At 61.0% G+C, this 24,877-nt stretch carries 26 protein-coding genes; 4 read left to right on the top strand and 22 right to left on the bottom strand.

Going from position 1 to position 24,877, the window contains the following annotated elements; translation table 11 throughout:
- Positions 1-196 precede the first annotated feature (196 nt).
- The 8 genes from H7B90_RS03975 to H7B90_RS03940 form a co-directional block, all read right to left on the bottom strand.
- On the bottom strand, positions 197-694 hold the full coding sequence (locus tag H7B90_RS03975) for a DinB family protein (RefSeq protein ID WP_185134585.1): 498 nt from the start codon (positions 692-694) through the stop codon (positions 197-199).
- 449 nt (positions 695-1,143) lie between these two features.
- Positions 1,144-1,449: a putative quinol monooxygenase gene (locus H7B90_RS03970; RefSeq protein WP_185134584.1), complete on the bottom strand. Its 306-nt coding sequence runs from the start codon at positions 1,447-1,449 to the stop codon at positions 1,144-1,146.
- Positions 1,450-1,454: 5 nt separating this feature from the next.
- Positions 1,455-2,462, bottom strand: a complete 1,008-nt coding sequence (locus tag H7B90_RS03965) for a helix-turn-helix transcriptional regulator (RefSeq protein WP_185134583.1) — start codon at positions 2,460-2,462, stop codon at positions 1,455-1,457.
- Positions 2,463-2,498: 36 nt separating this feature from the next.
- The gene (locus H7B90_RS03960; RefSeq protein WP_185134582.1) at positions 2,499-3,095 is read right to left on the bottom strand and encodes a YdeI/OmpD-associated family protein; all 597 of its coding nucleotides are present in this window, start codon (positions 3,093-3,095) and stop codon (positions 2,499-2,501) included.
- A 163-nt stretch (positions 3,096-3,258) separates the two neighbouring features.
- Positions 3,259-3,429: a hypothetical protein gene (locus H7B90_RS03955; protein WP_185134581.1), complete on the bottom strand. Its 171-nt coding sequence runs from the start codon at positions 3,427-3,429 to the stop codon at positions 3,259-3,261.
- Positions 3,430-3,528: 99 nt separating this feature from the next.
- Positions 3,529-4,374 carry a carbohydrate ABC transporter permease gene (locus tag H7B90_RS03950; protein WP_185134580.1) on the bottom strand — a complete coding sequence of 282 codons (846 nt, stop codon included), beginning with the start codon at positions 4,372-4,374 and terminating at the stop codon, positions 3,529-3,531.
- Positions 4,375-5,340 carry a carbohydrate ABC transporter permease gene (locus H7B90_RS03945; protein WP_185134579.1) on the bottom strand — a complete coding sequence of 322 codons (966 nt, stop codon included), beginning with the start codon at positions 5,338-5,340 and terminating at the stop codon, positions 4,375-4,377.
- Between the two features lie 82 nt (positions 5,341-5,422).
- On the bottom strand, positions 5,423-6,748 hold the full coding sequence (locus H7B90_RS03940; RefSeq protein ID WP_185134578.1) for an ABC transporter substrate-binding protein: 1,326 nt from the start codon (positions 6,746-6,748) through the stop codon (positions 5,423-5,425).
- A 382-nt stretch (positions 6,749-7,130) separates the two neighbouring features.
- On the opposite strand from H7B90_RS03940, the gene H7B90_RS03935 reads away from it, so the two are divergent.
- Entirely contained in the window at positions 7,131-8,066 is a 936-nt protein-coding gene (locus tag H7B90_RS03935; protein WP_185134624.1) for an ArsR/SmtB family transcription factor, read from the top strand.
- Between the two features lie 359 nt (positions 8,067-8,425).
- Here the strand turns inward: H7B90_RS03935 and H7B90_RS03930 are convergent, their stop codons facing one another.
- Genes H7B90_RS03930 through H7B90_RS03920 form a run of 3 tightly spaced genes read right to left on the bottom strand, consistent with a single transcriptional unit; the run spans position 8,426 to position 9,788 of the window.
- Positions 8,426-8,818: a DUF6220 domain-containing protein gene (locus tag H7B90_RS03930; RefSeq protein WP_185134577.1), complete on the bottom strand. Its 393-nt coding sequence runs from the start codon at positions 8,816-8,818 to the stop codon at positions 8,426-8,428.
- A complete protein-coding gene (locus tag H7B90_RS03925; RefSeq protein WP_185134576.1) occupies positions 8,811-9,311 on the bottom strand; it encodes a DUF6022 family protein in 501 nt (166 codons plus the stop codon). Before H7B90_RS03925 ends, H7B90_RS03930 begins: the two co-directional genes overlap by 8 nt.
- A 33-nt stretch (positions 9,312-9,344) precedes the next feature.
- On the bottom strand, positions 9,345-9,788 hold the full coding sequence (locus H7B90_RS03920; protein ID WP_260410727.1) for a DUF6526 family protein: 444 nt from the start codon (positions 9,786-9,788) through the stop codon (positions 9,345-9,347).
- 164 nt (positions 9,789-9,952) lie between these two features.
- Between H7B90_RS03920 and H7B90_RS03915 the strand changes: the two genes are divergently transcribed.
- Positions 9,953-10,540, top strand: coding sequence for a TetR/AcrR family transcriptional regulator (locus H7B90_RS03915; RefSeq protein WP_185134574.1), 588 nt, complete (start codon positions 9,953-9,955; stop codon positions 10,538-10,540).
- A 71-nt stretch (positions 10,541-10,611) separates the two neighbouring features.
- Here the strand turns inward: H7B90_RS03915 and H7B90_RS03910 are convergent, their stop codons facing one another.
- From H7B90_RS03910 to H7B90_RS03860, 11 genes are all read right to left on the bottom strand, one after another.
- Entirely contained in the window at positions 10,612-11,952 is a 1,341-nt protein-coding gene (locus tag H7B90_RS03910; RefSeq protein WP_185134573.1) for an FAD-dependent oxidoreductase, read from the bottom strand.
- Positions 11,953-11,977: 25 nt separating this feature from the next.
- Positions 11,978-12,748, bottom strand: a complete 771-nt coding sequence (locus H7B90_RS03905) for a carbohydrate ABC transporter permease (protein ID WP_376701712.1) — start codon at positions 12,746-12,748, stop codon at positions 11,978-11,980.
- 109 nt (positions 12,749-12,857) lie between these two features.
- Entirely contained in the window at positions 12,858-13,766 is a 909-nt protein-coding gene (locus H7B90_RS03900) for a carbohydrate ABC transporter permease (RefSeq protein ID WP_185134571.1), read from the bottom strand.
- Between the two features lie 4 nt (positions 13,767-13,770).
- Complete coding sequence (locus H7B90_RS03895; RefSeq protein WP_185134570.1) at positions 13,771-14,466, bottom strand: hypothetical protein; 696 nt, start codon at positions 14,464-14,466, stop codon at positions 13,771-13,773.
- A gap of 66 nt (positions 14,467-14,532) precedes the next feature.
- Entirely contained in the window at positions 14,533-15,837 is a 1,305-nt protein-coding gene (locus H7B90_RS03890; RefSeq protein WP_185134569.1) for an ABC transporter substrate-binding protein, read from the bottom strand.
- Positions 15,838-16,060: 223 nt separating this feature from the next.
- Entirely contained in the window at positions 16,061-16,819 is a 759-nt protein-coding gene (locus H7B90_RS03885) for a response regulator transcription factor (protein ID WP_185134568.1), read from the bottom strand.
- Positions 16,797-18,614, bottom strand: coding sequence for a sensor histidine kinase (locus H7B90_RS03880; RefSeq protein WP_185134567.1), 1,818 nt, complete (start codon positions 18,612-18,614; stop codon positions 16,797-16,799). Before H7B90_RS03880 ends, H7B90_RS03885 begins: the two co-directional genes overlap by 23 nt.
- A 203-nt stretch (positions 18,615-18,817) precedes the next feature.
- Complete coding sequence (gene ppnP, locus H7B90_RS03875; RefSeq protein ID WP_185134566.1) at positions 18,818-19,129, bottom strand: pyrimidine/purine nucleoside phosphorylase; 312 nt, start codon at positions 19,127-19,129, stop codon at positions 18,818-18,820.
- A gap of 27 nt (positions 19,130-19,156) precedes the next feature.
- Positions 19,157-21,172, bottom strand: coding sequence for a transketolase (gene tkt, locus H7B90_RS03870; protein ID WP_185134565.1), 2,016 nt, complete (start codon positions 21,170-21,172; stop codon positions 19,157-19,159).
- Between the two features lie 182 nt (positions 21,173-21,354).
- The gene (purU, locus tag H7B90_RS03865; RefSeq protein ID WP_185134564.1) at positions 21,355-22,251 is read right to left on the bottom strand and encodes a formyltetrahydrofolate deformylase; all 897 of its coding nucleotides are present in this window, start codon (positions 22,249-22,251) and stop codon (positions 21,355-21,357) included.
- A 31-nt stretch (positions 22,252-22,282) separates the two neighbouring features.
- A complete protein-coding gene (locus tag H7B90_RS03860) occupies positions 22,283-23,413 on the bottom strand; it encodes a deoxyribonuclease IV (protein WP_185134563.1) in 1,131 nt (376 codons plus the stop codon).
- Between the two features lie 414 nt (positions 23,414-23,827).
- Here H7B90_RS03860 and H7B90_RS03855 point away from each other — a divergent pair, with 414 nt between their 5' ends.
- A complete protein-coding gene (locus tag H7B90_RS03855) occupies positions 23,828-24,271 on the top strand; it encodes a DUF2621 family protein (protein WP_281421357.1) in 444 nt (147 codons plus the stop codon).
- A 134-nt stretch (positions 24,272-24,405) separates the two neighbouring features.
- Positions 24,406-24,858 (top strand): LytA/YqiH family protein, encoded by a 453-nt coding sequence (locus H7B90_RS03850; RefSeq protein ID WP_185134562.1) that lies wholly within the window; start codon positions 24,406-24,408, stop codon positions 24,856-24,858.
- Positions 24,859-24,877 lie beyond the last annotated feature (19 nt).

Below are 24,877 nucleotides of genomic sequence, written 5' to 3'. Positions count from 1 at the left end.
TAACCGGCTCGTTCGGCGGGTTGACCGCGCATAGAAGCCGGATCAAGCGGAATAATCCGGCTTGTTCGGACCCTTGGCCGCGCGAATAGGCCGAACAAGCGGAAAAATCCGGCTTGTTCGGCCCAGTGACCGCACGGAAGTCTCGATAGCCTCGAGACCTCCGTTGCGGTCTTTTTCTTATACCTTGCTGCCTCGCTCAGACGCGAGGCTCTTCCCCCTTGTCCAGCCAATCGTCCAAGGTCGGGCCCATAATATCGGGCACGCGGAGCCCCGCCTGTCTCATCAGCACCGTCATCTGCCCGCGATGATGGATCTCGTGACGCAAGGTGAATCGCAAAGTCTCGCGGTTCGGCCATGTCGCCCCGAACACGTCGACCTCTACGTCCAGCGTCTCGTCCGTCCATTGACTGGCGAGGGCGCGCCGGAACGCCCGGCTAAGCCGGCGGTATTCGTCGGCGATCGCCTTCGCCGAGGTCGGAGCTTCTTCCGCCGCCAGCGGCTCGTCGTACGTCAGCCCCAGGTACGTCATATAGTTATAAGACTGAACGAGATGCCAGGCGAGGTTGCGCAGCGTCCGGTGCTTGTCCGTCACGGCTTGCTTCAGCGATTCGTCCGTGAGCGCGTCCAGCGCCTTTTCCGTCAAGGCGGACTCCATCTCGTACTCTTTTACGAATTCGTCGATCGTGGTAGGCATGTTGGCGAATCCTCCATTCCTTTTCTTGGATTGAATTCCGATCTGCCATCAGTATAACCGACGATTGCTGACAGAGACGGTCAGGAATAGCAGCCGCGAGAAAAAAATAATCCAGCATTCGGACGCAGGCCGTATTTTCCGATTGATCCCCCTTACGCAAAAAAAGGACCTCAGCCGGTGAGTCACATAGACGGAATAGCGGTGCGGGGGACGGAAGCGAGGAACGGGATTACTCTCATTGGCGGAAAAACGGCACGAGGGACAAAAGTGAGGAACGGGATTACTCACTTGAGCGGAAAAACGGCACGAGGGACAAAAGTGAGGAACGGGATTACACATAAGCGGAATAGCGGCACAAGAAGCGAAAGTGAGGAACGGGATTGCTCACATAGGGTGAGCATACTGCCGGCAGGAAGCAACAAAGCCTCCCTCGCGGGAGGCCGTTGGCGTCATTCGAGTCCTTTGCCGCCGAGCGGGCGAAGCTTGACCGGCTCGACGGAAGCGATCAGCGGCATGGCTCGCTTGATCATCGCCTGCGCGCCTTCGTTCTTGAGGGCGGCGGCGTGCGCTTCCGCGTCTCTCCACAGCTCGGTGACCCAGATCGTGTCCAGGTCGTCCTCGGCCGCGTTAACGATATAGAACTGGCAGCCTTCGTCGGCCTTGCTCGCTTCCGCCGCTTCGAGCAGAATTTGCGCCAGCTCCCCGCCTTTGCCCGGATGGGCCTTGAACTTGCCGTACATCGCGAATTGGCTCATTGTCGTCATCCTTTGCTTGGATTCGAATCGGTCTCCCGCTGCGGCGCAATCATGGAACGATAATGCCGGGCCAGCTCTTCCCCGATGGCCGCTATCCTCTCGATCAGGGAGTCCGGCTCGACAATGGTCAGCGCCTTGCCGTACGGAAGCAGGAAATACGGAACGTAAGTGTGCAGAGAAGGCTCCCCGATCCGGTAAGCGGCTTCGCCTTCCTTCCTCTCGATCACCGCGTGGCCGAACAGCCAATGCTGGCCGAGCATGTCCAGCACCTGCTCGCTGGAGCGGATTCGAACGACGGCTAGAGACTCGGCATCGAGGGAATCCGGAAGCAGCTCGCGCATGAGATGGTCCTTCGCGGAGAAGCCTTCCGGCCTCTCGAACCGGCGCTCGGTCTCCGCGAGCCGGACGATGCGGTCCGTCCGGAAGCTGCGAAGCTCGCCTCGCAGGCCGCAATAGCCGACGACGTAATAGGCGCCCTTCCAATGGACGATGCCGTAAGGATCGAAGACACGCTTGCTGGGCGGCCCGCCCCTTCCCTTGTCGTATTCCATCTCGACGGAACGGCCTTGGGCGACCGCCGCTTCCAGCGTCTTCAGCAGCTCCAGCTGCGGCTCTTCGACCGGAGGATGGATGACCGAGAACCCTTCCTCGTGACGCATAATCCGGTCGAGCTGCTCCTCGTTCGTATACCGCTTCAGCTTGTCGATCGCCCTATCCAGCGCCTCGCGGTACGGATAACCCGCTTCCCTTGCGAAAGCCGCCGCCTGCACGAGAGCTTGCTGCTCCTCCATGTCGAATAGAAGCGGCGATTCCGCGAACCGGTCGAGAATCCGGTAGCCGCCGTTCGGCCCCGAATCGGCGATGACCGGCACTCCGCTGGCGCACAGCGAATCGATGCAGCGGTATACGGTGCGGATATGGATCTCCAGCTCGTCCGCCAGCTGCTGGGCCGTCATCCGTCTGCCGGACCGCAGCAGCCATAGAATGGACAGCATGTTCGTCGCCTTGGACAAGACGGCATCCCTCCTTCCTCCGCAGGCATCGCCCGGCTACTTGGCTCCTTGCGGATAGAAGCACTCGCCCTTCTCGAGCATCTCGACGAATTGCCGAAGCTTCCGCTCCCGAGCGGCCGCGTCCTTGGCCTGATGAAGGCGGAACTTGAACGCGTACTGGTTCCGGCTGTTCAGACTCTCGAAGAACGCCTTCGCGGCCGGGCGGCTCTCCAGCTCCGCGGCCAGATCCTCCGGCATCGAAGCGGCGCCCTGCGACTCGTAGGCCTTGTCCCACAGGCCGCCCCGCTTCGCGGCTTCGATCGCCGCATAGCCGGCCGGCTTCATCCGCCCTTCGGCGACGAGACGCTCCGCCTTCTCCCGGTTCACCTTCGACCAGATGCTCTTCGGTCCTCGAGGCGTGAAGCGCTGGATCCAGCTCTCGTCGTCGTACGCTTCCTTCCGGCTGTCGATCCAGCCGTAGCATAGGGCGACTTCCAGCGCTTCGTCGTATGTGACCGACGCTTGACCCGAATTCTTCTTGGCGATTCGCAGCCGTATGCCCGCCGACGAGCCGTGATGGGCTTCCATCCACTGTTCCATCTCGGCTTGTCCGGCGAAGAACGCGATCGGCAGCTCCCCCGCTTTGCCGCTCATAATCATCACCTCTCGCCCCCATTGTACCGGATTATCCCTGACAGATACAGTCAGCGATTTGCGACAGGCGAACCGAAGGCGAACCGTTCCGCGAACGCGAGAAGGCAGCCGGCTATCGAAGCCGGCTGCCCCAAGGCGCAAGCGTTATTCGCTTGTGCGGACATTATTCCTTTTCTTCATCGGATTCCTTGTACGGTTGTCTGGCAGCTCGCTCGATCTCGCCATCGATCTCGGATTCGCCCTGGATCTCCACGGCCGCCTCGATCTGGTCGTCCAGCTGCTCTTCGACTTGCCCGATCCCGTGCGCGCCTTGATGGTTGCGGCTTGTCGCCATTCCTCGATTCCTCCCGCAATAGTTGTACGGCTTCGGCCATAGCCTTACCTTGAACAGAATGGCAGCCGATTATGCGGCGAGGTCCACCCCTTCACCCCTTCACCCCTTCACCCCGCCGACCGTCAAGCCCGACACGAAGTACCGCTGGAAGAAAACGAACACGATCAGAATCGGCACGATGGCAAGCACAGAGCCGGCGATCAGAATGTCGTAGTTGTTGCCGTACGGGGTCAGAAGACTCGCCAGGCCGATCGGCAGCGTCAGCATCTCGTTCGTCTTGAGCACGATCATCGGCCAGACGAAGCTGTTCCAGCTCGCCAGCGCCTGGAGGATCGCCATCGCCCCGAAGGCGGGAGCCATAAGCGGCATCATGATGCGGAAGAACAGCCCATACTCCGAGCAGCCGTCGATCCGCCCCGCGTCGAGGAAGTCCTTCGGCAGGCCGGAGGCGTATTGGCGGAAGAAGAAGATCGGCAGCGGCGTGACGACGAACGGAAGAATGATGCCGCGGTACGTGTCGATCATCCGGAAGGAGATCATCAGCTTGTAGAGCGGCAGCATAATGATCTCGACCGGCACCATCATGACGAACAGGACGGCGACGAAGATGAGGTTGCGCCCGAGGAAGCGATAGACGGCCAGCCCGTAGCCGACCATGGAAGAGAGCAGCAGGCAGCACGCCGTATAGATAACCGTTATGACGACGCTGTTCCGATACCAGAACAGATACTTGCGCGCGGACTCGGAGAACAGGAACCGATAGTTGTCCAGCGAGAGCAGGTCCGGCTGCAGACGGACGTTCAGGCCGAGCCGCAGCAGCTCCTTCGAAGGCTTAAGGGAGCCGAGCAGCAGGCAGTAGAACGGGAACAGCGCGAGGGCGGCGAGAACGGCGAACAGCGCCAGCAGCAGAATCCGCTCCCAGGGAGAAGAAGCCCGGACCGACATCTAGTCCTCCTCCTTTTTGAACAGGCCGAAAAATTTAAGCTGAACGACGTTGACGGCCAGCAAAAATGCGAGCAGCGCAAGACCGATCGCGGAGCCGAAGCCGAGCTCGTTCTTCTCGATCCCTTCCCGGTAGATGTAGCCGAGCATCGTCAGCCCGATGTCGTTCGGGGAATGGTTGCCGCTCCACAGCATGAAGCTCTCCGTGAACATCGCGTACCCGCCGTAGATGCTGATCGTGACGACGTAGATCGTCACCGGCTTCAGCAGCGGCACGGTAATCCGCCAGAACTTGTTCCACTTGTTCGCCCCGTCGATCTCGGCGGATTCGTAGAGGTCGCTCGGGATACTCTGGAGTCCGGACAAAAAGTAAATGAGATTCACTCCCGCGTACCGCCAAGTCGCCAGAACGACCAGAACGAGCATGCCCGTCGACGACTTCGCCAGCCAGTTGATCGTCTCGAAGCCGAAGGCGTGGCGCAGCATGTTCATGACCGCGACGTCGGTCTGCCCGAACACGAGACGGAAGATCGTGCCGGCCACGACGACGGAAGTGAGGGAAGGAATGAAGAGCGCCGACCGGAAGAAGCCGCTCCACCTCATCGCCTTGGAGTTCAGGAACACGGCCAGCACGAGCGGCAGAGGAATGAGGATCAGCAGCGTCCAGAACGTGTACCGGGTATTGTTCCGAAGCGCCGTGAAGAAGGAATCGTTCCACAGGTGCCGGTAGTTGTCCCATCCGATGAACCGCGTCTGCCCCGGCAGCACCTCCTGGAAGCTCATGACGACCGTGCTGAAGACCGGGTAAGCGAAGAAAATCAGGAAGGACAGGACGAACGGCAGGACGAACACGTAAGGCGCGATTCCTCGGGAATACAACAACCGTCTGACGGGATTCGTTCTCATCGGGGTCGAGGGGGTCGTAGGCGTTGAAGCCGCGACCGCATCCGTCTTCATCGGGGCAGCCATCTCCTCTCGGCAAGCGTCCGCCGCCGCTCCGCCCGGGTCGATGCTCCGGACGAAGCGGAACGCGGGTCGTCCCTGTCTTCTCTTATTTGATGCTGGCCGCGGCGTCGTCCAGCACCTGCTTCGGATCCTTCAGGTCGTTCAGCGCCTGGAACATGACCTTCGTCTTGACGACGTCGGAGACGGCGGGCGTCTTCTCCTTGATGTTGACCGGCGCGATCTCGTCCTTCAGCTTCAGCAGGTCCTCGAAGATCTGGTCGCCGAAGTAGTCGGTGAACTTGTTGGATTCCTTCATCGCCGGGTCTCCCCACACGTCCGTGCGGATCGGATCGAAGCCGAGGTCCCGCCAGATCTCGATGTTGCCTTCCTTCGAGATCTTCGCGTACTCGAGGAACTTCTTCGCCAGCTCCTTGTTCTTCGATTGGTTCGTGATGACCGTCCCCGTGCCGCCCATGCCGGAAGAGCGCATCTCGCCTTCCTTGAACACCGGCGTCGGGCGGATAAGGATCTTGCCCTTCAGGTCCGGCATGTAGTCGGTGAACCGGCCCATGTACCACATCGGCATCCAGACGGCCGCGGCGCCGCCCTGGTTCATCATGCCGTAATACTCTTCCGCGTGATGCCCGCCGCCGGGCGCGAGCACGGCCACCTTCTCCTTCACCAGCTTCTGGAGATAGGTGAGCACCTCGAGATTGGCGGCGTTGTTCAGAATGACGTTGCCGTCCTTGTCGAGGAAGTCGGAGCCGTGCTGGGCGACGAGCGGCCAGAACGACCATTGGTCGGTCGTCTCCAGCGTCGTCATCGGCTTGCCCGTTTTGTCCAGCACCTGCTTGCCCGCCTTCTCGAAGTCGTCCCACGTCTTGATATCGTCCGGATTGACGCCGGCCTGGTCGAGAATCTCCTTGTTGTAATAGATCACTTCCGCCCCGACATGGTAGTCGATGCCGTAGTAATTGCCGTCCTTCGCGTAGTTGTCGAGGCGCGACATGACGAGATTGCCCTCCTCCGGCTCCACGATGTCGTTCAGCGGCACGAGCTGGGGCTCGCCCTTGAGGAAGTTGCCGATCTTGCTGATCTCGATGTCCGCCAGGTCCGGAGCCCCCGTTCCCGACTGAAGGGCGACGAGCAGCTTGCTGTGCGTATCCTCGTACGGGAACGTCGTCGCCTCCAGCTTGATCGGCATATCCGAATGGGCTTGGTTCCAATTGGCGGCCATCTTCTCGAAGAACTTCTGGTGCAATTCGTTGAACGTCCAGAACACGAGCTTCGTCGGAGAAGACGACTTGGAACCGTCCGAAGAATTCCCGCCTCCGCCAGAAGAGCCCGCCTCGTTGCCGCCTCCGCTGCAGGCCGATAACAACAGCGCGCCGGTCAGCAAGTACGCACCTGCGATAGTAAGCGCTTTCCTCATTTCCTGAAATCCCCCTCGTCGATAAGGAATGATTTATACTTCAGCCCGCTAGGGGCGAAAGCCGGAAATCGTGAAAGACGGTTTATTTCGTATTTTTGCGAATTAATTTCTGAATTTATTGTATGGCTTCCATTTTCGGATGTCAATTCTTTTTGTATGCGCTTTCTTGTCGGATTTTAAGCCATTTTTTCGGTTTTTGAAGAATCGGTCGGGAAAATCGTTTTGGGCTTCAAAAGGACAAACTCTCGCGATCCAGGAGCCCATTCTCGTTCGCCTTCCCTTTTAAAACGGTTTCATTTATAATAAAGTGAAAATAAAAGCCGCTCCCACGCCGCGAGCGTCGAACGAAGGTCCCCCGATGCGGGCAGAGAGAGGAATCGCCATGATCTATATCAAGGATCTGAAGTCGGGCCTCAACATTTACAAAGCGTTGAGCTCCGAGATCCGCATCCAAATCCTGGAGCTGCTCGCCAACAATCAGAGCCTGAACCTGAACGATATCGCCACCAAGCTCGGTCTCAGCAACAGCGTCATTACGATGCACATCAAGAAGCTGGAGGAAAGCGGCCTCATCGAGATCAACACCGCCGTCGGCAAGCACGGCATTCAGAAGATCTGCTACCTGAACGAGGAGAAGCTCGTCGTCGACCTGCGGAGCAAGGAGATCTCGAACCGGTACGAGGTCGAGATCAAGGTCGGCCACTACAGCGACTACGCCGCTTCTCCCACGTGCGGGCTCGCCACCAAGGACAGCATCGTCGGCGACTTCGACGATCCCCGCTTCTTCGCCGACCCGATGCGGATCGACGCGGAGATTATCTGGCTGTCCGAAGGCTACTTGGAATACAAGATTCCGAACTATCTCAAGTCGAACCAGTCGTTCGAAGAGATTCAGTTCTCCATGGAGCTCGGCTCGGAAGCCCCCGGCTATAACGACCATTATCCTTCCGACATCTACTTCTATATCAACGACGTCGAGATCGGCTGCTGGACGAGCCCGGGAGACTTCGGCGACATCCGGGGCACGTTCAACCCCGACTGGTGGCCTCCCCACCTGAACCAGTACGGCATGCTCAAGCTGATCCGCATCACGCGCACCGGCAGCTACATCGACGGCTGCCGCATCTCGGACGTCACTCTCGACGACGTCCGTCTGAACTACCAGAGCCAGATCAACTTCCGCATCGCCGTCACGGAGAAGTCCGTTAACAAGCGCGGCCTCACGATCTACGGCAAGCACTTCGGCAACTACAGCCAGGATCTTCTCGTTCGCGTGCTGTACAACGTCCAGGACGGCGGGGGCAGGGCGGGCGAGTGAACGGAGAGGGGATTGTCCTAAGGTGCCGAGGCATCCCGGGCGGCCTCGAGTGCTCCCAATGCCGATTTTTTCGGCATTGGAGGCATCCCGCGCGGCCTCGAGTGCTCTCAATGCCGAATTTTTCGGCATTGGAGGCCTCCCGCGCTGCCGCGAGTGCTCTCAATGCCGAGTTTTTCGGCATTGGAGACATCCCACGCTTCCGCAAGTGCTCTCAATGCCGATTTTTTCGGCATTGGAGACATCACTCACCGACGCGGTTGATCTGAATGCCTAAAAACGCCGCCCCAAGGGTAATTCATAGGACGAGGCTGTCGCCATTACAAATACAGGAGATACCCCCTAAAAAATTTGATCGTTATCTAAGAAGCAGGAACGACGGGATGACGGGAAGAACGCAGGATGTTCGCGGTACCCAAGAGCAGCATAAGGGCGATCACGGGGTGCAGCGCGGACAGAAATCCGATTCGCGAGGACAGGATGGCCGTCAGGAACATGCCGATGACCATGCCGAGCAGGGCGGCGCTTCTCCATACCATTATCGCGGGCATCCGGGCGCTCCATGCCAAGACGATCATCAATAAAGGAACGAACGCGAGGAATCGGGCGAGACCGGCATGAAGGCTCCATTGGCTCGAATCGACGAACAGCGACAGTCCCGCGACGAACGTCTGAATCCCGACGGCGACGGCGAACAGCCAAGCCAGCGCGATGTAGCCGATGCGGGCGCTCCGGGAATAAGGTCTCTCATTCATCGTTCCCCCCTCCTCCCGCCGTCGAACCCTCGCGAACGGGAATAGCGATTCGAATCGCTTGCGAGATGAGGTGCGGATCGGTCTCTCCGACCGCGTACACCTGCGGCGGCCTCGGGAGGCGCAAGCGGGTATGATCGTGATAGACGCGGGTGACCAGCGCTCCCAGCTCCCGTCCGTTCGCCAGGGAGATTACGCTCCAGAACCGTCTCTCCCGGTCCTCCCAAGGTCCCCAATGCTCTTCCGACTGGGGGAACGTACCCGGCAGCACCGGCCGCGAGGCGAATCCCGCGTCGGCGAACTCCTCTCCAAGAGGTTGGAACAGCTTCAGGCAGAAGAAGCCGTATGCCGAATCCCCTCCCCTCTCGTAAATCTTCTCGAGCTCCGGCGAATGCCGCTCCCAGACTTGCTGCCAGTTGTCTTCGATGTACTGCCGGGCGTAATCGGCCAGCAGGTTTATCGTCGTCTCATGAAACTTCGCGGTTAATCCGTTCATCGGGCAAACCCTCCATTCCTAATCGTACCGAGCTTATACTCGGTTGTGATCGGCTCTCCAGCATCGGACGGACCGCTTGATGGCGTCGGGGGCCATCCGTTCCGACGCGGCTTGCCCGCACAGAGTCGGCCATTCCTCGTCCGAAGCGAACCGCAGCGCGATGATCTGCTCCATCGTCAGCCGGGGATCGAGCAGCCTGCCGGTCATGGCGAAGTGGCGCAGGTTCTCTTCCGCGCGGATGGCGCGATCCTGGACCTTGCAGGCGAAGGTTCGGGCAAGGAACATGGTCATGACGGCCATCAGCGACAGGGATATGAGCAGCGCGGCGGCCAGCAGCGACATCCCGCTTCGCTCGGCGATAAATAGCAGCGCGATTGCGGAAGCCAGCGTAACGAAGCCGAGCGGTACCAGAAAAAAATGAAAGGCCGGAACATACCTTACGTAATTTCCATAGTTTTGAGTTTTCAAGGTAAACATCCTCCTTCCTAATAATTTGAGTGAGCGCACACTCAGATTGGAGCGAACGTATCCCCGAGAGAGAGCTCCCCATGGCCTGACATAGCTTGACTTTGAGTGAGCGCACACTCATAATGAAAGCATAGCGAGCTTTCCATTCCATGTCAATAGAGCGAGGGACCGCAATGGATTTAAAAAGCAAAATCGCCGAAGCCGCCGAACGGGTGCTGCTCGCGAACGGTCTTGCCAAGACCACGACCAAGGAGATCGCCCGGGCCGCCGGCTGCTCCGAAGGATCGTTATACAATCATTTCAAGAGCAAGGAAGATCTCTTCCTCCATGTATTGCGGGGACAGCTTAAGAATCTGATGGGCGCGTTATCGAAGCTGCAGGGACTTGCCGGTCAGGAGACGGTGAGGGCGAATCTGGAGAGGGTCGCCTTCGCTGCGCTGGAGGACTTCGGCGCCTCCATGCCGTTGATCTGCTCCGTCTTCTCGGAACCGGGCATCCTGCTGCGTCTCCGGGAAGGGTTCGCCCAGCGCAATGAAGGGCCTCACCGGGCGAACGAAGCCGTCGAAGCTTACTTGGAGAGAGAGAAGCAGCTGGGCCGAATCGGCGAGGGAACCGATCCGAGAGCGATCGCGGACTTGTTGCTCGGAAGCTGCTTCCAGCATGCGTTCCAGACGAACTTCCTGGGCCGCGAGGAGTCCGAGGAGGACCGGGACCGATTCGCCAAGCGGGTGTTGGATCCTCTATTCGCCGCGCTTGCCTGATTCTCCGGTCAGCCGCGCAAAGGGGCACCGATCGGCCGACAGCCGGATCGATGCCCCTTGCGCTCTCTTCTTTACAGCACGGCCCCGTCCCGAACAAGCGCCTCGCGCAGCCGGTTCAGATCGACGCCCCCCGCCGTCGTGCCGCTCTGGAACGCGAGCGCGGCGGCGGTTCCCGCCGCTTGGCCGGTCGCCATGCAGCTCGGCGTGAGCCGCGTCGTCGCGAGCGCTTCGTGCGTCGTCGAGATGCAGCGCCCGGCCGCCAGCAAGTTGTCGACGCTGCGCGCGACGAGGCAGCGGTACGGGATGTCGTAGGCGCCGTCGCCTCCGATCCAGGCGGCTTTGACGCCCTTGCCGGACGGATCGTGGATGTCGACGGGATAGCCGCTGCGCGCGATCGCGTCCGGGAACGAGCGCCCGGCCACGACGTCTTCGATCGTCAGCCGGTATTCGCCGTCGATCCGCCTCGTCTCGCGGATGCCGATCTGCGTCCCCACCGCGGAGATCGAAGCGTTGGCGAAGCCGGGCACGTCCCGCCGCAGGAAGTCCGCCATCAGCAGCACCTGCCTCCGGCCTTCCTCCTCCGCCCGGGTCAAATCCTCCACCTCGGTCCCGTCCAGCCCTTGAACCCTCGTGCAGTTGACGAGCACCTCGTCCTCCGCCGGACCGGTGAACAGCAGCACCTGGTCGCGGTTGATCGGAACGTTGCCCGCCCTCCACTCCGCGTAGAAGCCTTGAATGCCCGTAAGCGGAATTCGGTCCAGCTCGGCGATCGGCGTCTTGTGGTAGAAGTTGCTCGGGTTCTCGATCATATACCGCTTGACCGCTTCCAGATCGACGCCGCGCATCCGGAACTTCATCGTCATCGGCTGCGTCAGCCGGTCGCCGTCCCGCCCCATCAGCGTCGGGCTTCCCGACAGATAGGCGACGTCGGCGTCCCCGGACGCGTCGACGAACATGGAGCCCCGCGCCTCGATCCGGCCGGACTTGCCGGTCAGCGTCACCTGGGAGATGCGGCTGCCCGCAACGTCGACTTGATCGACGAAGCTGTGCAGAAGCAGGCGGACTCCCGCTTCCTTTAGCATGTCCAGCGCCACGACCTTGAACAGCTCGGGATGGTACGGCGTGACGCTATGGACGAAGCCGACCGTATCGCGCAGATGGCCCGGCGAGCCGCCGCACGCCATCAGCCGGTCCACGAGCTCCTGCGGAATGCCGCGGATGACTTGTTCCCCGCTCTCCGTATGGAAGGTCATCCAAGGATAGACCAGCGCGGCGGTGGACATGCCCCCGAGGAATCCGTAGCGTTCGACGAGCAGGACGCGCGCGCCTTGCCGCCCTGCCGCGATCGCCGCCATGATGCCCGCGGGGCCGCCTCCGACGACGACGACGTCGGATTCTATCGTTCTTTTCATTTTCTCATCGGGCTCCCTTCCGGTCTTAATCCTTCAATCCCGTCATCGCCACGCCGGCGATGAATTGCTTCTGCGCGAAGAAGAAGACGATGAGTAGCGGCAGCGTCGCCATGACCGATGCGGCCATGAGATGGTGCCACGCCGTGCCGGCTTCGTCGGTGAACAGCGACAGCCCCAGCGGAATCGTCATCAAGTTCCGGTCGTTCAGGAAAATCAGCGGATCGTAAAACTCGTTCCAGCAAGTCAGGAACGTGAAGATGGTCAGCGTCGCGATGGCCGGTCCGGCGAGCGGCAGCATGATCCGGCCGTAAATGCCGACCCGCGAGCAGCCGTCGATCATCGCGGCTTCCTCCAGCTCCTTCGGCAGCGTCAGGAAAAACTGCCGCATCACGAAAATGCCGAACACGCCTCCCGCGCCGAAGATCGGCACGATGATCAGAGGGACGTGCGTATTGAGGAAGTTCAGCTCGCGCATGAACAGGAACATCGGAATCGAAGTCGCCTCGTGCGGGATCATCATCGTGCTGAGCAGCAGGAGGAAGACGGCGTTGCGCCCGACGAACGGGATGCGCGCGAACGCGTACCCGGAGAGCGAGGCGAACAGCACCGTCCCGATCGTCACGAGAGCGGCGATATAGACGCTGTTCCAATAGAAGCGGCCGAACGGTATCGCGTCCAGCACCTCGGAATAATTGGCCCAGCGAATGGGCGAAGGAATCCACTTCGGCGGGAAGACGAAGATGTCGGACGGTTCCTTCAGCGACGTCGACAGCATCCAGACGAACGGCAGGATCATGACGACGGAGATCGCGGTCAAGAGCACGTACCGGACGATCGAGCCCGGGCTTACCCGCCGAGAACGATAGGGGGCGGACGCAGCCGGAGCCGGAGCCGGGATGGCCGAATCAGTTTTCATGGAACACCCACCTTTTGCGGAGCTGCCATTGAAGCAGGGTAAACGCCATAATAATGAAGAACAGAATGAAGGCCAGGGACGAGGCGTAGCCGAGATCGAACAGCTTAAACGCCGTCTCCCAGATCGTATAGACGAGCACCTTGGTGGAATTGCCCGGTCCGCCTTGCGTCATGACGTAGATCTGCCCGAACACCTTCAACGAGCCGATGATCGTCATGATGACGGTCAGGAACAAGGTCGGCGTGATCATCGGCAACGTCACGTTGAAGAACGACCGGGTACGGCCGGCCCCGTCCAGCTTCGCCGCTTCGTACAGATGCGCGGGCACCTGCTGCAGCGCGGCGATGAACAGCACCATGTTCAGCCCGACGTTCTTGAGCACGCTCGTGACGATGACCGCCGGCATCGCCAGCTTCGGATCGTACAGCCAGGCCGGTCCCTCGATGCCGAGCAGGTTCAGCATCTGGTTCACGAAGCCCATGTCGGTGGCGAGCATGTACTTCCACACGATCGACCAGACGATGAGGGAGGTGATGACCGGCGTAAAGATCGCGGTCCGGAACAGCCCCATCAGCGGCAAGCTCCTGGAGAGCAGCAGAGCCAGCAGCAGCGCCAGAATAATGTTGAGCGGAACGAGACCGGCGGAGAAGTAGAACGTGTTGCCCAGCACCTTCCAGAAGGCGGAATCGGACAGGGCGTTCTTGTAATTGTCGAGCCCGCTGAATTCGACGCTGCCGAGCAGCGGCCAGTCGTTCAGGCTCATGTAGAAGGCCATCAGCATCGGGAAAAGCAGAAAGCAGACGAAGCCGAGCACCATCGGCGAGACGAACAGCCACCCCGTGATGTTCGCTTCGCGGGCGAGCGGGCTGCGGCGGAGCTTGCGTTCGGATCGGCTCATCCCCTCACCCTCCCGCCTTGTCGATCGCTTCCCGGAGGAGGCTGACGGACCGGCCGATCGATTCGGCCGTCGTTCCGACGGCGACCGCGCCGACGAGCAGCACCTTGACGCCGCAGTCGATTAAAGCAGGCACGTCTTGCGGCCCGATCTTGCGCTGCGAAGGAACGATGACCGGCAGCTTCGCGCGCTCCGCGACCCGGCGATACTTGAGCAGATCGGCCAGGCAGAGCGGGGAGCCGTACTCGGCCCCGGGCACGACCGAGGCTTCGATCGCCTCGATTCCGAGAGCGGCGGCGGATTCCAGCAGCGACAGATCGAAGCGGTCGTCGACCGCGCACGTCCTCGCGAGCCCCGGCGCCTTCAGCATATAGACGGGCAGGTGCCAGGCATAGATGGAGTAGAAGTCGATGCCCATCCCCGGCAGCGCCCGGATCTCTTCGGCTTGAACGGCTTCCGCCGAGCCGCCCGGCACGATGCCGAGCGGCCCTTCGAACAGGGAGCGGATCTCGGCGAACGTCTCCGCGTACTCGGCCAGCGGCCCGAACCGATTCCCGCTCGCCCGGTGATCGACGTTGATATGGACCTTCAGCCCGTCCGCCCCCGCGCGAACGGCCTCCCGGGCCAGTTCCGCGTCGTTGGCCGGCAGGCTGACGAACAATTGCAGCTTATCCGAGCTTAGCGCCCGATGCATTCGATTCATGACGACATCCCCTCCCGGACGGACGCGACGGCCCCCCGCTTAAGCGGACCGTCGCGTCGCTTCTTATTATTTGGCGAGCAGCGGGTCGATCTTCTCCTTCATCTGGTTCAGGATATTCGACGGGCTGTCGGCTTGGCCGAACAGCATGTCGAGTCCGAACAGGACTTCGTTGTCGATCTTCGTCCATTGCACGTGTCCGGGCTGCACCTTGGCCTTCGGCATCTCGGCGATGACCGCCTGCTTGATGTCCTCGGCCGGAGGATTGTTCGGTTGATTCAAGAAGGCGTCCGAATTGAGCACCGATTGGCGCGGCGGCACGAAGAAGGTCGACGTCGCCTGCACGCCTTCCTGGCTCGCCAGGAACTTCAGCAGCTCCTTCGCTTCTTCCGGATGCTTGGTCTGCTTGAACACGACGTAGCCGGCTTGGCCCATCATCGGCACGGAGCCCTTCGGTCCCGACGGGAACGGCGCGATGCTCCACTTGAAGTCCTTGATCTCTCTGGCCTTGGATACGTAGCTGTAGCCGTCGAAGTACATGGCGAGCTTGCCGGCGTCGAAGCTGACCTGTTCGCCGGCCTTCGGATGGGAGCCGTCGTCGAACATCATTTTCCGCACCATCTCGAGCGTCTCGACGCCGGATTGGTCGTTCCAGGTGAACGAGCTCATGTCGGCGTTGAAGATGTCGCTGCCGTGCGACCAGGAATAGGAAGGAAGCATGACCCACGTCTTCCAGTCGCGGAAGAACGTTGCGCCGTACGTCTTGCTGCCGCCGGTGCCGGAGGTGAGCGCCTTGGCCGTCTCCTGGAACTTGTCCCAGGTCCATTCGCCCTTCGCCGCCAGCTCGTTGGGAGTCGGCAGACCGGCCTTCGCGAACAGGTCCGTGTTGTAGAAGATGACGCTGGGCGGAGTGGAGAACGGCAGGCCGTACAGGCTGTCGCCCTTCGTGAACAGATCCAGCGTGGAAGGAATAAAGTCGTCGATTCCGAACGCGGAATCGCTCTTGATGTCCGAGATGTCCGCCAGGATGTCGTTGGACAGGAACTGCGGCACCATCCGCTCGGAGATCCAGGCGAGATCGGGCAGCTCGCGGCCCGCGGCCAGCACCGACACCTTCTGCTGATAATCGGCGAACGGCACCGATTCGAGCGAGACGTGGATATTCGGATGCGTCTCGTTGAACTTGGCCAGCAGCGTATTATACATGTCTAGATGCTGCTGATTGCCCCAGGTCATGAACTTCAGTTCCACGGTCTTGCCGCTGCCGTCTCCGGAGCCGGAAGCCTGGGCGCCCGGGTCTTTGTCGTTGCCGTTCCCGCACGCGGCCAGCACGGCCAACGAAGCAGCCGTAAGCGCCAACAATCCTTTTTTCATTTCTTTTCCCCTCCGCTTCGCGCGATTCATGATTTACACTTCTGATTGTAGGGAAAAGAGATGTTACAAAATATCACCCGATCTGCACATTTGGTTCGATTTATTAGCCTGGTTCGATTTATTGGCGTGTTGGCGCGGGTCGGGTTGGTTAGCTTCGTTCGATTTATTTAATTGGCGTATTGCGCGGGTCGGTTTATGCGTTCGGGTTATCGGCAGGATCGCATCAACGCCCGTTCTCTTCCCGGTAAGCGCCCGGCGGGACGCCGACGGCCTTCCGGAACACCAGCATGAAGTGCTTCGGGCTCTGGTAGCCGGACAGGCGGGCGACGTCGTATATTTTCAAGTCGGTGTTCGCCAGCAAATACTTCGCCCGTTCGATCCTCGCCGACGCGATGTAATCGGACAGGTTCTCCCCCGTCTCCTGCTTGAACAGCTTGCTCAGGTAGACGGGACTTAAGTGCGCGTAATCCGCGAGCGTCTGCAGGCGCAGGTCGCCGTCCGGATTGCGCGCGATATGCTCGCACAGCTTGTGAATGATCCGCCGCCCCTCGCCGGGCTGAACGGACGGCTCCTCCTCCCGCCCGGGCTGCGGAAGCGGACCCCGCTCCCGCCCGACGAGCTCCCGGATCCGCTCAAGCGCCTTCAGCATCGCGCCCCGGTCGACCGGCTTCAGCAGGTAGTCCGCCACGCCTTGGCGCAGCGCCCTCCGCGCGTATTCGAAATCGTCGTATCCGCTGATGATGACAAGGGGCATGGACGCGTACAATTCCCGGACCTTGTCGATCAGCGCCAGGCCGTCCATCTCCCGCATGCGGATGTCGGTGATGATCGCGTCCGGCATGTCCGATTGCAAGTACCGGAGCGCCTCCTTGCCGTTCGACGCCTCCTTCACAATCTCGAACCCGTCGGCGAGCCGGGTGATAACGGTCCGAATGCCCGTGCGGATCGTCTCTTCGTCTTCAACCAGCATAAGCTTGATCATCGCGCGTTCTCCTCTCCGTCGCTGGTATCGTGATCGTGACCGCAAGCCCCTGCCCCGGGCTCCCGTCGATGTGCAGCTCCGCCGACGGGCCGAAAATAAGCCGGATCCGCTGGGCGATATTGCGCAGCGCCAGCCCCCGTCCCCGCCGGGACGAGCCGGGCGGCTCGAACGACAGCAGTGACTCGCGAAGCCGCGCGAGCTCGTCCTCGCCCATGCCTGCGCCGTCGTCCCGCACCGTGAGGAGAAGCTCCTCCTCGAAGCGTGCGGCGCCGATCCAGATCTCCCCGCCTTCCTCGCGGTCTCCGATTCCGTGGAAGATAGCGTTTTCAACGAGGGGCTGCAGGATCAGCTTCGGAACTTCCAGCCGTTCGGCGCCGGCTTCCACGTCGAAGACGATCCGCAGCCGATCCCCGTAGCGAAGCTGCTGGATTCGCAGGTAGGCGCCGACCGAAGTCAGCTCCTCCTCCAGAGGAACCGTCCGGTCCGTCGGCGAGATGGCGTAGCGCAGCATTCCTCCGAGCGCCGTCACCATGTCGGATACGTCGTAGTTGCTTCCCCGGATCGCCATCATGTTGATCGATTCGAGGGTGTTGTAGATGAAGTGCGGATTGATCTGGCTCTGCAGGTTGGCCAGCTCCGCTTCCTTCTGCCGCAGCTCGACCGCGTACACTTCGTTGACGAGCCGGTCGATCTCCTCGGTCATCCGGTTGAAGCCGCGTCCCAGCTGGCCGATCTCGTCCTGCGTCTCGACCGGAACGCGCTGGCTGAAGTCTCCCGTCTCGACCCGCAGCATCTTCTGCTTCAGCTTGACGAGAGGCTGACTGATCCGGTACGCGAAGAAAATCGCCACGACGCCGGCGGCCGTCATGAAGACGGCGGCCAATAGGATCGTGAACCGCCGCAGCTGGCCGCTCTCCTTCAGCAGCTCGGACTCCGGGATGTAGGAGATGACCTTCAGCCCGGAATAGTCCGAATCGTCCATGACCGCCAGATACCGCCGTCCTTCGACCTCCCTGTCGTACACGCCGCTTCGGTCCGACGGACGAATGGACGGCGGGTCCTCCGCCCAGGCGTTGACGCCGTCCCCGCCCGTCTTGGCATAGAACAGGTCGTTGTTCTCGTTCACGACGAAGAGACTTCCGTTCTCCTCGAACCGGTAGTTGGCCAGCATGTCCGCGAAGACGTCCAGCTTCAGATCGATGACGATCAAGCCGAGATGCCGGTTGCTGCCGGGCTCGCGAAGGACGCGGGCCACCGAGAAGTAGTTGCCCGCGTCGCCCGGCGCGTAGTAATCGATCGGATGGGGAGGGAGCAGGGACCAGGCGCCGTCGGCCCCGATGACGCCAGCTATCCAGGGAAGCCGCCGGTAGTCGGCGAACTGGATAAGCGTCGAGTCCGTGTTCGTGAAGATGAAGCCGTTGCCGGCGATGATCTGAATCCCTCGGACCTCCTGCCTCCCGTAGGCGGCTCCGGAGATGTAGAGGAACATCTTCTCTCGCTCTTCGATAGTCGGGCGCAAGCCCGCGGTGCTCACGACGTCGCTGTACTTGCCGAGGATGTCCAGCACGTTCGGATCGTACAGCGGGGTCAAGGACAATCGCTGCATCTCGGCGAGAGTGCGATCCAGATTGCGGTTGATCTGTTCGTTGATCTGCTCGGCGTGCTCCGTCGCCCGGCGCTCGGTCGACGAGGAGAAGATCCGGTAGGTCGCGGCCCCTTGCAGGCTGAGCGGCACCGCGATGGCGAGTATGATGAGCAGCAGCAGCTTCCAGCGCAATCCCCACTTGGCTAGCATGGATGTCTCCTTTTTCCGGGGCGGCTTCGAACTTCGCATGTCACCCTCTTGAATGTAAATGAAGTTTACATCAGGGGAGCGAAGCTTGACAATATGGAAAATTAGGCCGGATCCGCTCTTCGCCGCGCGAAAAGCACGCAAAAAAAGGCTATCCGGGATCTCGTCGGATCCTCGAATAGCCCTTCCTTACCGCTTGCCCGAGCTTACAGGTACGAGCAGACGTAGTCGGTCGTCTGCGCGACCTTCAGCTTGAACTTGGAGTTCTCCGGAACGCGGAACTCGCCCGTGCCGGAGATGGAGATCCAGTCCTCGCTGCCCGGCAGCTGAACGGTCAGCTCGCCGGCCAGAATCTCCATCAGCTCCGCTTGCGCGGTGCCGAACTCGTATTCGCCCGGAAGCATGATTCCGAGCGTCTTATGCGTGCCGTCCGCGAACTTCACCGTGCGGCTCGTGACCTTGCCGTCGAAGTAGATGTTCGCTTGCTTGACGACGGATACGTTATCGAATTGCGACATGTGTGCGTCTTCCTCTCCCGAATCGGATTACAGCAGCTTCTTGAATTGCTCCACGACGTTCTCGACGGTGAAGCCGTATTCCTTGATCACGCGGTCGCCCGGCGCGGAAGCGCCGAACGTGTCGATGCCGATGACCGCGCCGGATTCGCCGACGAAGCGGTCCCAGCCGAACGGATGGGCCATCTCGATGGCGAGGCGGGCTTTGACCGTCTTCGGAATGACGCTGTCGCGGTATTCCTTCGGCTGCTTGTCGAACAGGTCCCAGCTCGGCAGGCTGACGACGCGGACGTGGATGCCTTGCTCGGCCAGCGCCTTCTGCGAGGCGACGGCGAGCTGCACTTCCGAGCCGGTGGCGATCAGGATGCCTTGCGGCTGCCCGTTCGCGGCTTCGGAGACGATGTAGCCGCCCTTCTTGATGCCTTCGCGGGCCAGCTTGTCGGTGCCTTCGAGAACCGGCAGGTTCTGGCGGGTCAGCACGAGGGCGACCGGGTTGTCGTTATTCTCGAGCGCGTACGCCCATGCCGCGGAAGTCTCGTTGGCGTCGGCCGGACGGATGACCGTCAGGCCCGGGATGACGCGGATCGAGGCGAGCTGCTCGATCGGCTCGTGAGTCGGGCCGTCTTCGCCGACCGCGATCGAGTCGTGCGTCAGCACGTAGACGACCGGCTGCTTCATGAGCGCCGCCAGGCGAACGGCCGGACGCAGGTAGTCGGTGAACACGAAGAACGTGCCGCCGAAGATCTTGACGCCGCCGTGCAGCGAGGCGCCGTTCATGGCTGCCGCCATCGCGAATTCGCGGATGCCGTAGTAGACGTTGCGGCCTTCGTATTGGCCGGCCTTGAAGTTCGGATACCCCTTCAAGTGGGTCATCGTGGAGCTCTCGAGGTCGGCGGAGCCGCCCAGCAGGTGCGGAACGTTCTTCGCCAGGCCGTTCAGCGCGTTACCGGAAGCGACGCGGGTCGAGACCGGCTTGTCTTCCGTCGTGTACTTCGGAAGATCGGCGTCCCAGCCGGCCGGCAGCTTGCGGTTCGTCGCGGTCTCGAATTGGGCCGCCAGCTCCGGGAAGGCCGCCTTGTACTTCGCGAACAGCTCGTCCCATGCGGCGTTGGCCGCTTCGCCTTGCTTCTTCACTTCCTCGAAGTGGGCGCGGACTTCGTCCGGAACGGTGAATTCCGGATAATCCCACTCGTAGACGCCCTTCGTCAGCTTCGCTTCTTCCGTTCCGAGCGGGGAGCCGTGCGGGCCGGCGTGGCCGCCCTTGCCGCCCTTGTTCGGGGAGCCGTAGCCGATGACCGTCTTCACTTCGATCAGGGTCGGCTTGCTCGTCTCGGCCTTGGCCGCGGCGATCGCCTTCTCCAGCGCGGCGAGGTCGTTGCCGTCTTCCACGCGGAGAACTTGCCAGTTGTAGCCTTCGAAGCGCTTGGCCACGTTCTCGGAGAACGACAGGCTCAGCTCGCCGTCGAGGGAGATATCGTTCGAATCGTACAGCACGATCAGCTTGCCGAGCTGGAGGTGGCCGGCGAGCGATGCCGCTTCGGAGGAGATGCCCTCGGACAGGTCGCCGTCGCCGCAGATGACGAACGTATTATGGTCGATCAGATCGAACCCTTCGCGGTTGTAGGTGGCGCCCAGGTGAGCTTCCGCCATCGCCATGCCGACCGCCATGCCGAAGCCTTGGCCGAGCGGGCCGGTCGTGGCGTCGACGCCCGCCGTGTGGCCGAATTCCGGATGTCCCGGGGTCAGGGAGCCCCATTGGCGGAAGTTCTTGATCTCTTCCAGCGGAAGGTCGTAGCCGCTCAGGTGAAGCAGAGCGTAGAGAAGCATGGAGCCGTGGCCGGCGGACAGCACGAAGCGGTCGCGGTTGATCCATTCCGGATGCGACGGGTTGTGCTTCATCGTCTTGGCGAACAGCTGGTATCCCATCGGGGCGGCGCCCATCGGCATGCCCGGGTGGCCGGACTTCGCCTTCTCGATGGCGTCGATCGCCAGGGTGCGGATCGTCGTCACGGATAATTGTTCGATCGATTTCGAGCTTGCTGTCATACGGTTAATGACCTCCTCCATCATGTGCACGAACGTTCATGGCTCGTGATGGCAAAACGCTATGCTTTTGCCGTTCTTGTCGGGTGACGCGAGTCTTGCCTATTGTACCACGCGAACCCCCGTTTTACCACAACTTGTACGGACAACCTGTACGAACAAGTCGGCTCCGGGAAGGGACCGCGTTACACGAACACGACCGTCTTGTTTTGATACACGACGATCCGGTCTTCCACGTGCCACTTGACGGCGCGGGCGAGCACGGTGCGCTCGATATGCCTTCCCATCCGCTTGAGCTCGTTCACGTTCTCGCGGTGGGATACCCGCTGGACGTCCTGCTCGATGATCGGGCCGGCGTCCAGCTCCTCCGTCACGTAGTGGGCCGTCGCGCCGATCAGCTTGACGCCGCGGCTGTACGCCTGGTGGTACGGCTTGCCGCCGACGAACGCCGGAAGGAACGAGTGATGGATGTTGATGATGCGGTTCGGGAAGCGCTCGATGAACTTCGGGGTGACGATCTGCATGTAACGCGCCAGAATGACCAGATCCACCTTGCCCTCGGTCAATTCGAGCTGCTGGCGCTCCGCTTCCGCCTTCGTGTCCGGCGTAACCGGAATATAGTGGTAGGGAATTCCGTACGACTCGACCAATTGGCGCATGTCCTCGTGGTTGCTGATGACCATGCTGATCTCCGCGTCCAGGTCGCCCGACTGCCATTGCCACAGCAGCTCCAGCAGGCAGTGGTCTTCCTTGGAGACGAGCACGGCGATCCGCTTGCGGCGCCCCGCGCGGTACACGCTCCACTTCATGGAGAAGCGGTCGGCCACGCGAGCGAAGTCTTCCTGCAGGGACGGCAGCGCGCTCTCCAGGTTGTTAAGGTCGAATTCGATCCGCATGAAGAACATGCCGCCTTCGGGATCCATCGTGTATTGGTCGGATTGGACGATGTTGGCGCCTTGCTCGTACAGGAACTGCGAGACCGTCGCCACGATTCCCGCCCGGTCGGGGCACAGAATCAGCATTCGCGCCCGGTTCTGCTTCTCCTCCCTCGGTTGATTCGTTTGGTAGACGTGTTGACTCATGTTAGACCTCTTCCTCTCGACTCTATGCGCTCTAGGCTTGCTTCAGCCATTCCTCGCCCGCCAGGCTGGCGGTCAGGCGCTGGTTGATCTGTTCTTCGCTGTATTCTTCCGACAGGACCCGGCTCTCGACCGCGAGGTCGTACAGGCGCTCCAACGGCTCGCGCGGGTCGGCCTTGCGGGCCTTGGCGTCCGACTTCAGCAGCTCCCACGTCTCCAGGACGTACAGGCGCGGATTGATGCCGGACTTGCCGTAAAAATGATGAAGACGCTCGACGTCCTCGAGGAATTCGCCGCCGAATCTCTCTTCCACATCCGCGCGCAGCAGAGCGATCTCGGCTTCGTACATCGGGCGTTCGCTTGCCGGGGTTTTGCCGATCCACGGGGTCTCGAGAATGAACGGCCGCCCCTTCAGCGCTTCATGGTGGACGACGCGGTTGATCGCCTCGAACCCGATCCAGCCGGAGCCGACCGGGGCGTGGCGGTCCTTGGCCGCTCCTTGCGGATTCTTGCTGTCGTTAATGTGCACGACGGCGACGCGGTTCAGTCCGACGATATCGTCGAACTTGCGAAGCACGCCGTCGATATCCCCGACGATATCGTAGCCCGCGTCGTGCATGTGGCACGTGTCCATGCAGACGGTCAGGCGATGGTTGTCGCGGACCTTCTCGATGATCGCGGCGATCTCCTCGAAGCTGCGGCCGATCTCCGTTCCTTTGCCGGCCATCGTCTCGAGCGCGATGTTGACTTCCGTCTCCTTGGTGCCCTCGAGCACCTCGTTCAGCCCTTCGGCGATTCTCGCGATGCCGTATTCGGGATCCTTCTCGGTATACGCCCCCGGATGGAGGACGATGTTCTTCACGCCGATCTTGTCCGTTCTGCGAATCTCTTCTTGCAAGAAATTGACCGCCAGATCGAACGTGTCTTCCTTATAAGAACCCAGATTGATAATGTACGGGGCATGCACGACGATCTCGCCGATGCCGGCCGTCGCCATCATCTCCTTGCCCTCGGGGATGTACAGGTCCTCGATCGGCTTGCGCCGGGTGTTCTGGGGAGCGCCCGTGTAAATCATAAAAGTGCTGGAACCGTAAGTTAAGGCCTCCTTCGCAGCCGTTAGAAGCCCCTTCTCGGAGAAGGATACGTGGGAACCGATCTTAAGCATACAATGCTCCTCTCTTGTCCGCGCTCGCGCTCCGGATCAAGCCGGGGCACGTCCTTTTTTGGATCACAGTTTATTGTATCGCGAACGTCGACAGAAATCTAGAAAAGCGGCGTAAAATTGCCGTCCGTCCTGTCCCCTATCGTTCCGATTCCGCGCCCCGGGGCGGCGGGCTCCGCCAATGCGGATGTGCCGGTGGGCTCTCCCGCATAAGCTGACTATTATGGTTAAGGGGTGTCGCCGTGTTCCCTTCTTGGCCGCCGCATCCGGTTCCTCCCATTCCCCCGATACCGCCCGTTCCCCCAACCCCTCCGCCGCCTCCACCTCCGCCTCCGCCGGCGCGCCCTAGAAGGAATAGAGTCTAGGATTTCGCCTCGCGGCAAAATCGGCTATAATTTCTAATTGAGGTGATCGAAGGTGAAATCCGCCCCCGAATGGGTCATGTATTTAATCGCGTTCTGGACCTTCGTGCTCGTCGCGTTCGTGAGCATCGGCGGCTTCTTCATGTTCCGCAAGTTCCTGAAGGTGCTTCCGAAGAAGGACGGCAAGTCCAAGCTGGATTGGCAAAATTATTGGGTCGAACGAAGCCGTCCGTTGTGGACCGAGGAATCGAAGGCGCTGCTGGACAAGCTCGCGGCTCCGGTGCCGGGCGCGTTCCGGGATATCGCCAAGCATTCCATCGCCGCCCGGATCGGGCAGCTCGCAGTGGAGAGCGGGGCCAGCGAAGTGACGGAAGCCCACTGCATCGAAGGCTACATTCTGGCCACGCCGAAGCGGGACCACAGCTTCCTGATCAGCTTCCTGGAGAAGAATCAGATCGACTATTCTTCCTATCGCCACCTGCTCGATTCGGCCAAGTAAATAGGCCCTCGGACAGGGGCAAATTCGGCCGTTCGCAAAATAAAACCGAAACCTTTGCGCCCGCCCTTCGTCTAACCTATCGAGAGGATTGCTAACAGCTTAGATTTCGGACGAACTCTTGGAGGTGCTTCAACATGAATCGATTCGGCAAAAATTCGGCATGGACCGTCGCCGTCCTGTCCATGCTTCTGATGGGAACGGCGTGCAGCAACGATAATAACAATTCCAACGCTTCCGGGAGCCCGAGCCCCAGCATGACCGCCTCGGCCTCCCCTTCGGCTTCCCCGTCGTCCTCCCCGGACGGCGGAGGAGAATCGCCATCCGCATCCCCGTCCGCGTCCGCCCCGGCGAACTCGAACGAGACGCTGGAAGGCACCGGAACCTACAACGGCTTGGGGGACACGAATTCGATCGAGATCCAGTTCAACGGAGAGCCGACGCCGTTCCGGATCGACCCGGATACCGCGGACAAGCTGGCCGATTGGGAAGCCGGCACGCCGGTCAAGTTCCAGTACAAGGAATCGACCATTGAGGCCGACGGACAGAAGCTCAAGCAGTACACGATTGTCGCTATCGACAAGCAATAACAGCCTAAGGGATGCGATC

Origin of the sequence: Cohnella xylanilytica, assembly GCF_014212175.1 — a bacterium.
Lineage (GTDB): Bacteria > Bacillota > Bacilli > Paenibacillales > Paenibacillaceae > Cohnella > Cohnella xylanilytica.
Note: the sequence above shows the minus strand (reverse complement) of the source record. Positions and strands in the feature narration are given on the sequence as shown.

Coding starts and splice junctions, on each gene's coding strand:
- H7B90_RS03920 (WP_260410727.1), bottom strand. CDS start 9,788: ATGTTTACCTTGAAAACTCAAAACTATGGAAATTACGTAAGGTATGTT.
- H7B90_RS03890 (WP_185134569.1), bottom strand. CDS start 15,837: ATGAAAAAAGGATTGTTGGCGCTTACGGCTGCTTCGTTGGCCGTGCTG.
- H7B90_RS03930 (WP_185134577.1), bottom strand. CDS start 8,818: ATGAATGAGAGACCTTATTCCCGGAGCGCCCGCATCGGCTACATCGCG.
- H7B90_RS03850 (WP_185134562.1), top strand. CDS start 24,406: ATGAATCGATTCGGCAAAAATTCGGCATGGACCGTCGCCGTCCTGTCC.
- purU (WP_185134564.1), bottom strand. CDS start 22,251: ATGAGTCAACACGTCTACCAAACGAATCAACCGAGGGAGGAGAAGCAG.
- H7B90_RS03895 (WP_185134570.1), bottom strand. CDS start 14,466: ATGAATCGAATGCATCGGGCGCTAAGCTCGGATAAGCTGCAATTGTTC.
- H7B90_RS03885 (WP_185134568.1), bottom strand. CDS start 16,819: ATGATCAAGCTTATGCTGGTTGAAGACGAAGAGACGATCCGCACGGGC.
- H7B90_RS03910 (WP_185134573.1), bottom strand. CDS start 11,952: ATGAAAAGAACGATAGAATCCGACGTCGTCGTCGTCGGAGGCGGCCCC.
- H7B90_RS03960 (WP_185134582.1), bottom strand. CDS start 3,095: ATGAGCGGCAAAGCGGGGGAGCTGCCGATCGCGTTCTTCGCCGGACAA.
- H7B90_RS03970 (WP_185134584.1), bottom strand. CDS start 1,449: ATGAGCCAATTCGCGATGTACGGCAAGTTCAAGGCCCATCCGGGCAAA.
- H7B90_RS03900 (WP_185134571.1), bottom strand. CDS start 13,766: ATGAGCCGATCCGAACGCAAGCTCCGCCGCAGCCCGCTCGCCCGCGAA.
- tkt (WP_185134565.1), bottom strand. CDS start 21,172: ATGACAGCAAGCTCGAAATCGATCGAACAATTATCCGTGACGACGATC.
- H7B90_RS03945 (WP_185134579.1), bottom strand. CDS start 5,340: ATGGCTGCCCCGATGAAGACGGATGCGGTCGCGGCTTCAACGCCTACG.
- H7B90_RS03915 (WP_185134574.1), top strand. CDS start 9,953: ATGGATTTAAAAAGCAAAATCGCCGAAGCCGCCGAACGGGTGCTGCTC.
- H7B90_RS03975 (WP_185134585.1), bottom strand. CDS start 694: ATGCCTACCACGATCGACGAATTCGTAAAAGAGTACGAGATGGAGTCC.
- H7B90_RS03905 (WP_376701712.1), bottom strand. CDS start 12,748: ATGATCCTGCCGTTCGTCTGGATGCTGTCGACGTCGCTGAAGGAACCG.
- H7B90_RS03935 (WP_185134624.1), top strand. CDS start 7,131: ATGATCTATATCAAGGATCTGAAGTCGGGCCTCAACATTTACAAAGCG.
- ppnP (WP_185134566.1), bottom strand. CDS start 19,129: ATGTCGCAATTCGATAACGTATCCGTCGTCAAGCAAGCGAACATCTAC.
- H7B90_RS03880 (WP_185134567.1), bottom strand. CDS start 18,614: ATGCTAGCCAAGTGGGGATTGCGCTGGAAGCTGCTGCTGCTCATCATA.
- H7B90_RS03925 (WP_185134576.1), bottom strand. CDS start 9,311: ATGAACGGATTAACCGCGAAGTTTCATGAGACGACGATAAACCTGCTG.
- H7B90_RS03860 (WP_185134563.1), bottom strand. CDS start 23,413: ATGCTTAAGATCGGTTCCCACGTATCCTTCTCCGAGAAGGGGCTTCTA.
- H7B90_RS03955 (WP_185134581.1), bottom strand. CDS start 3,429: ATGGCGACAAGCCGCAACCATCAAGGCGCGCACGGGATCGGGCAAGTC.
- H7B90_RS03940 (WP_185134578.1), bottom strand. CDS start 6,748: ATGAGGAAAGCGCTTACTATCGCAGGTGCGTACTTGCTGACCGGCGCG.
- H7B90_RS03950 (WP_185134580.1), bottom strand. CDS start 4,374: ATGTCGGTCCGGGCTTCTTCTCCCTGGGAGCGGATTCTGCTGCTGGCG.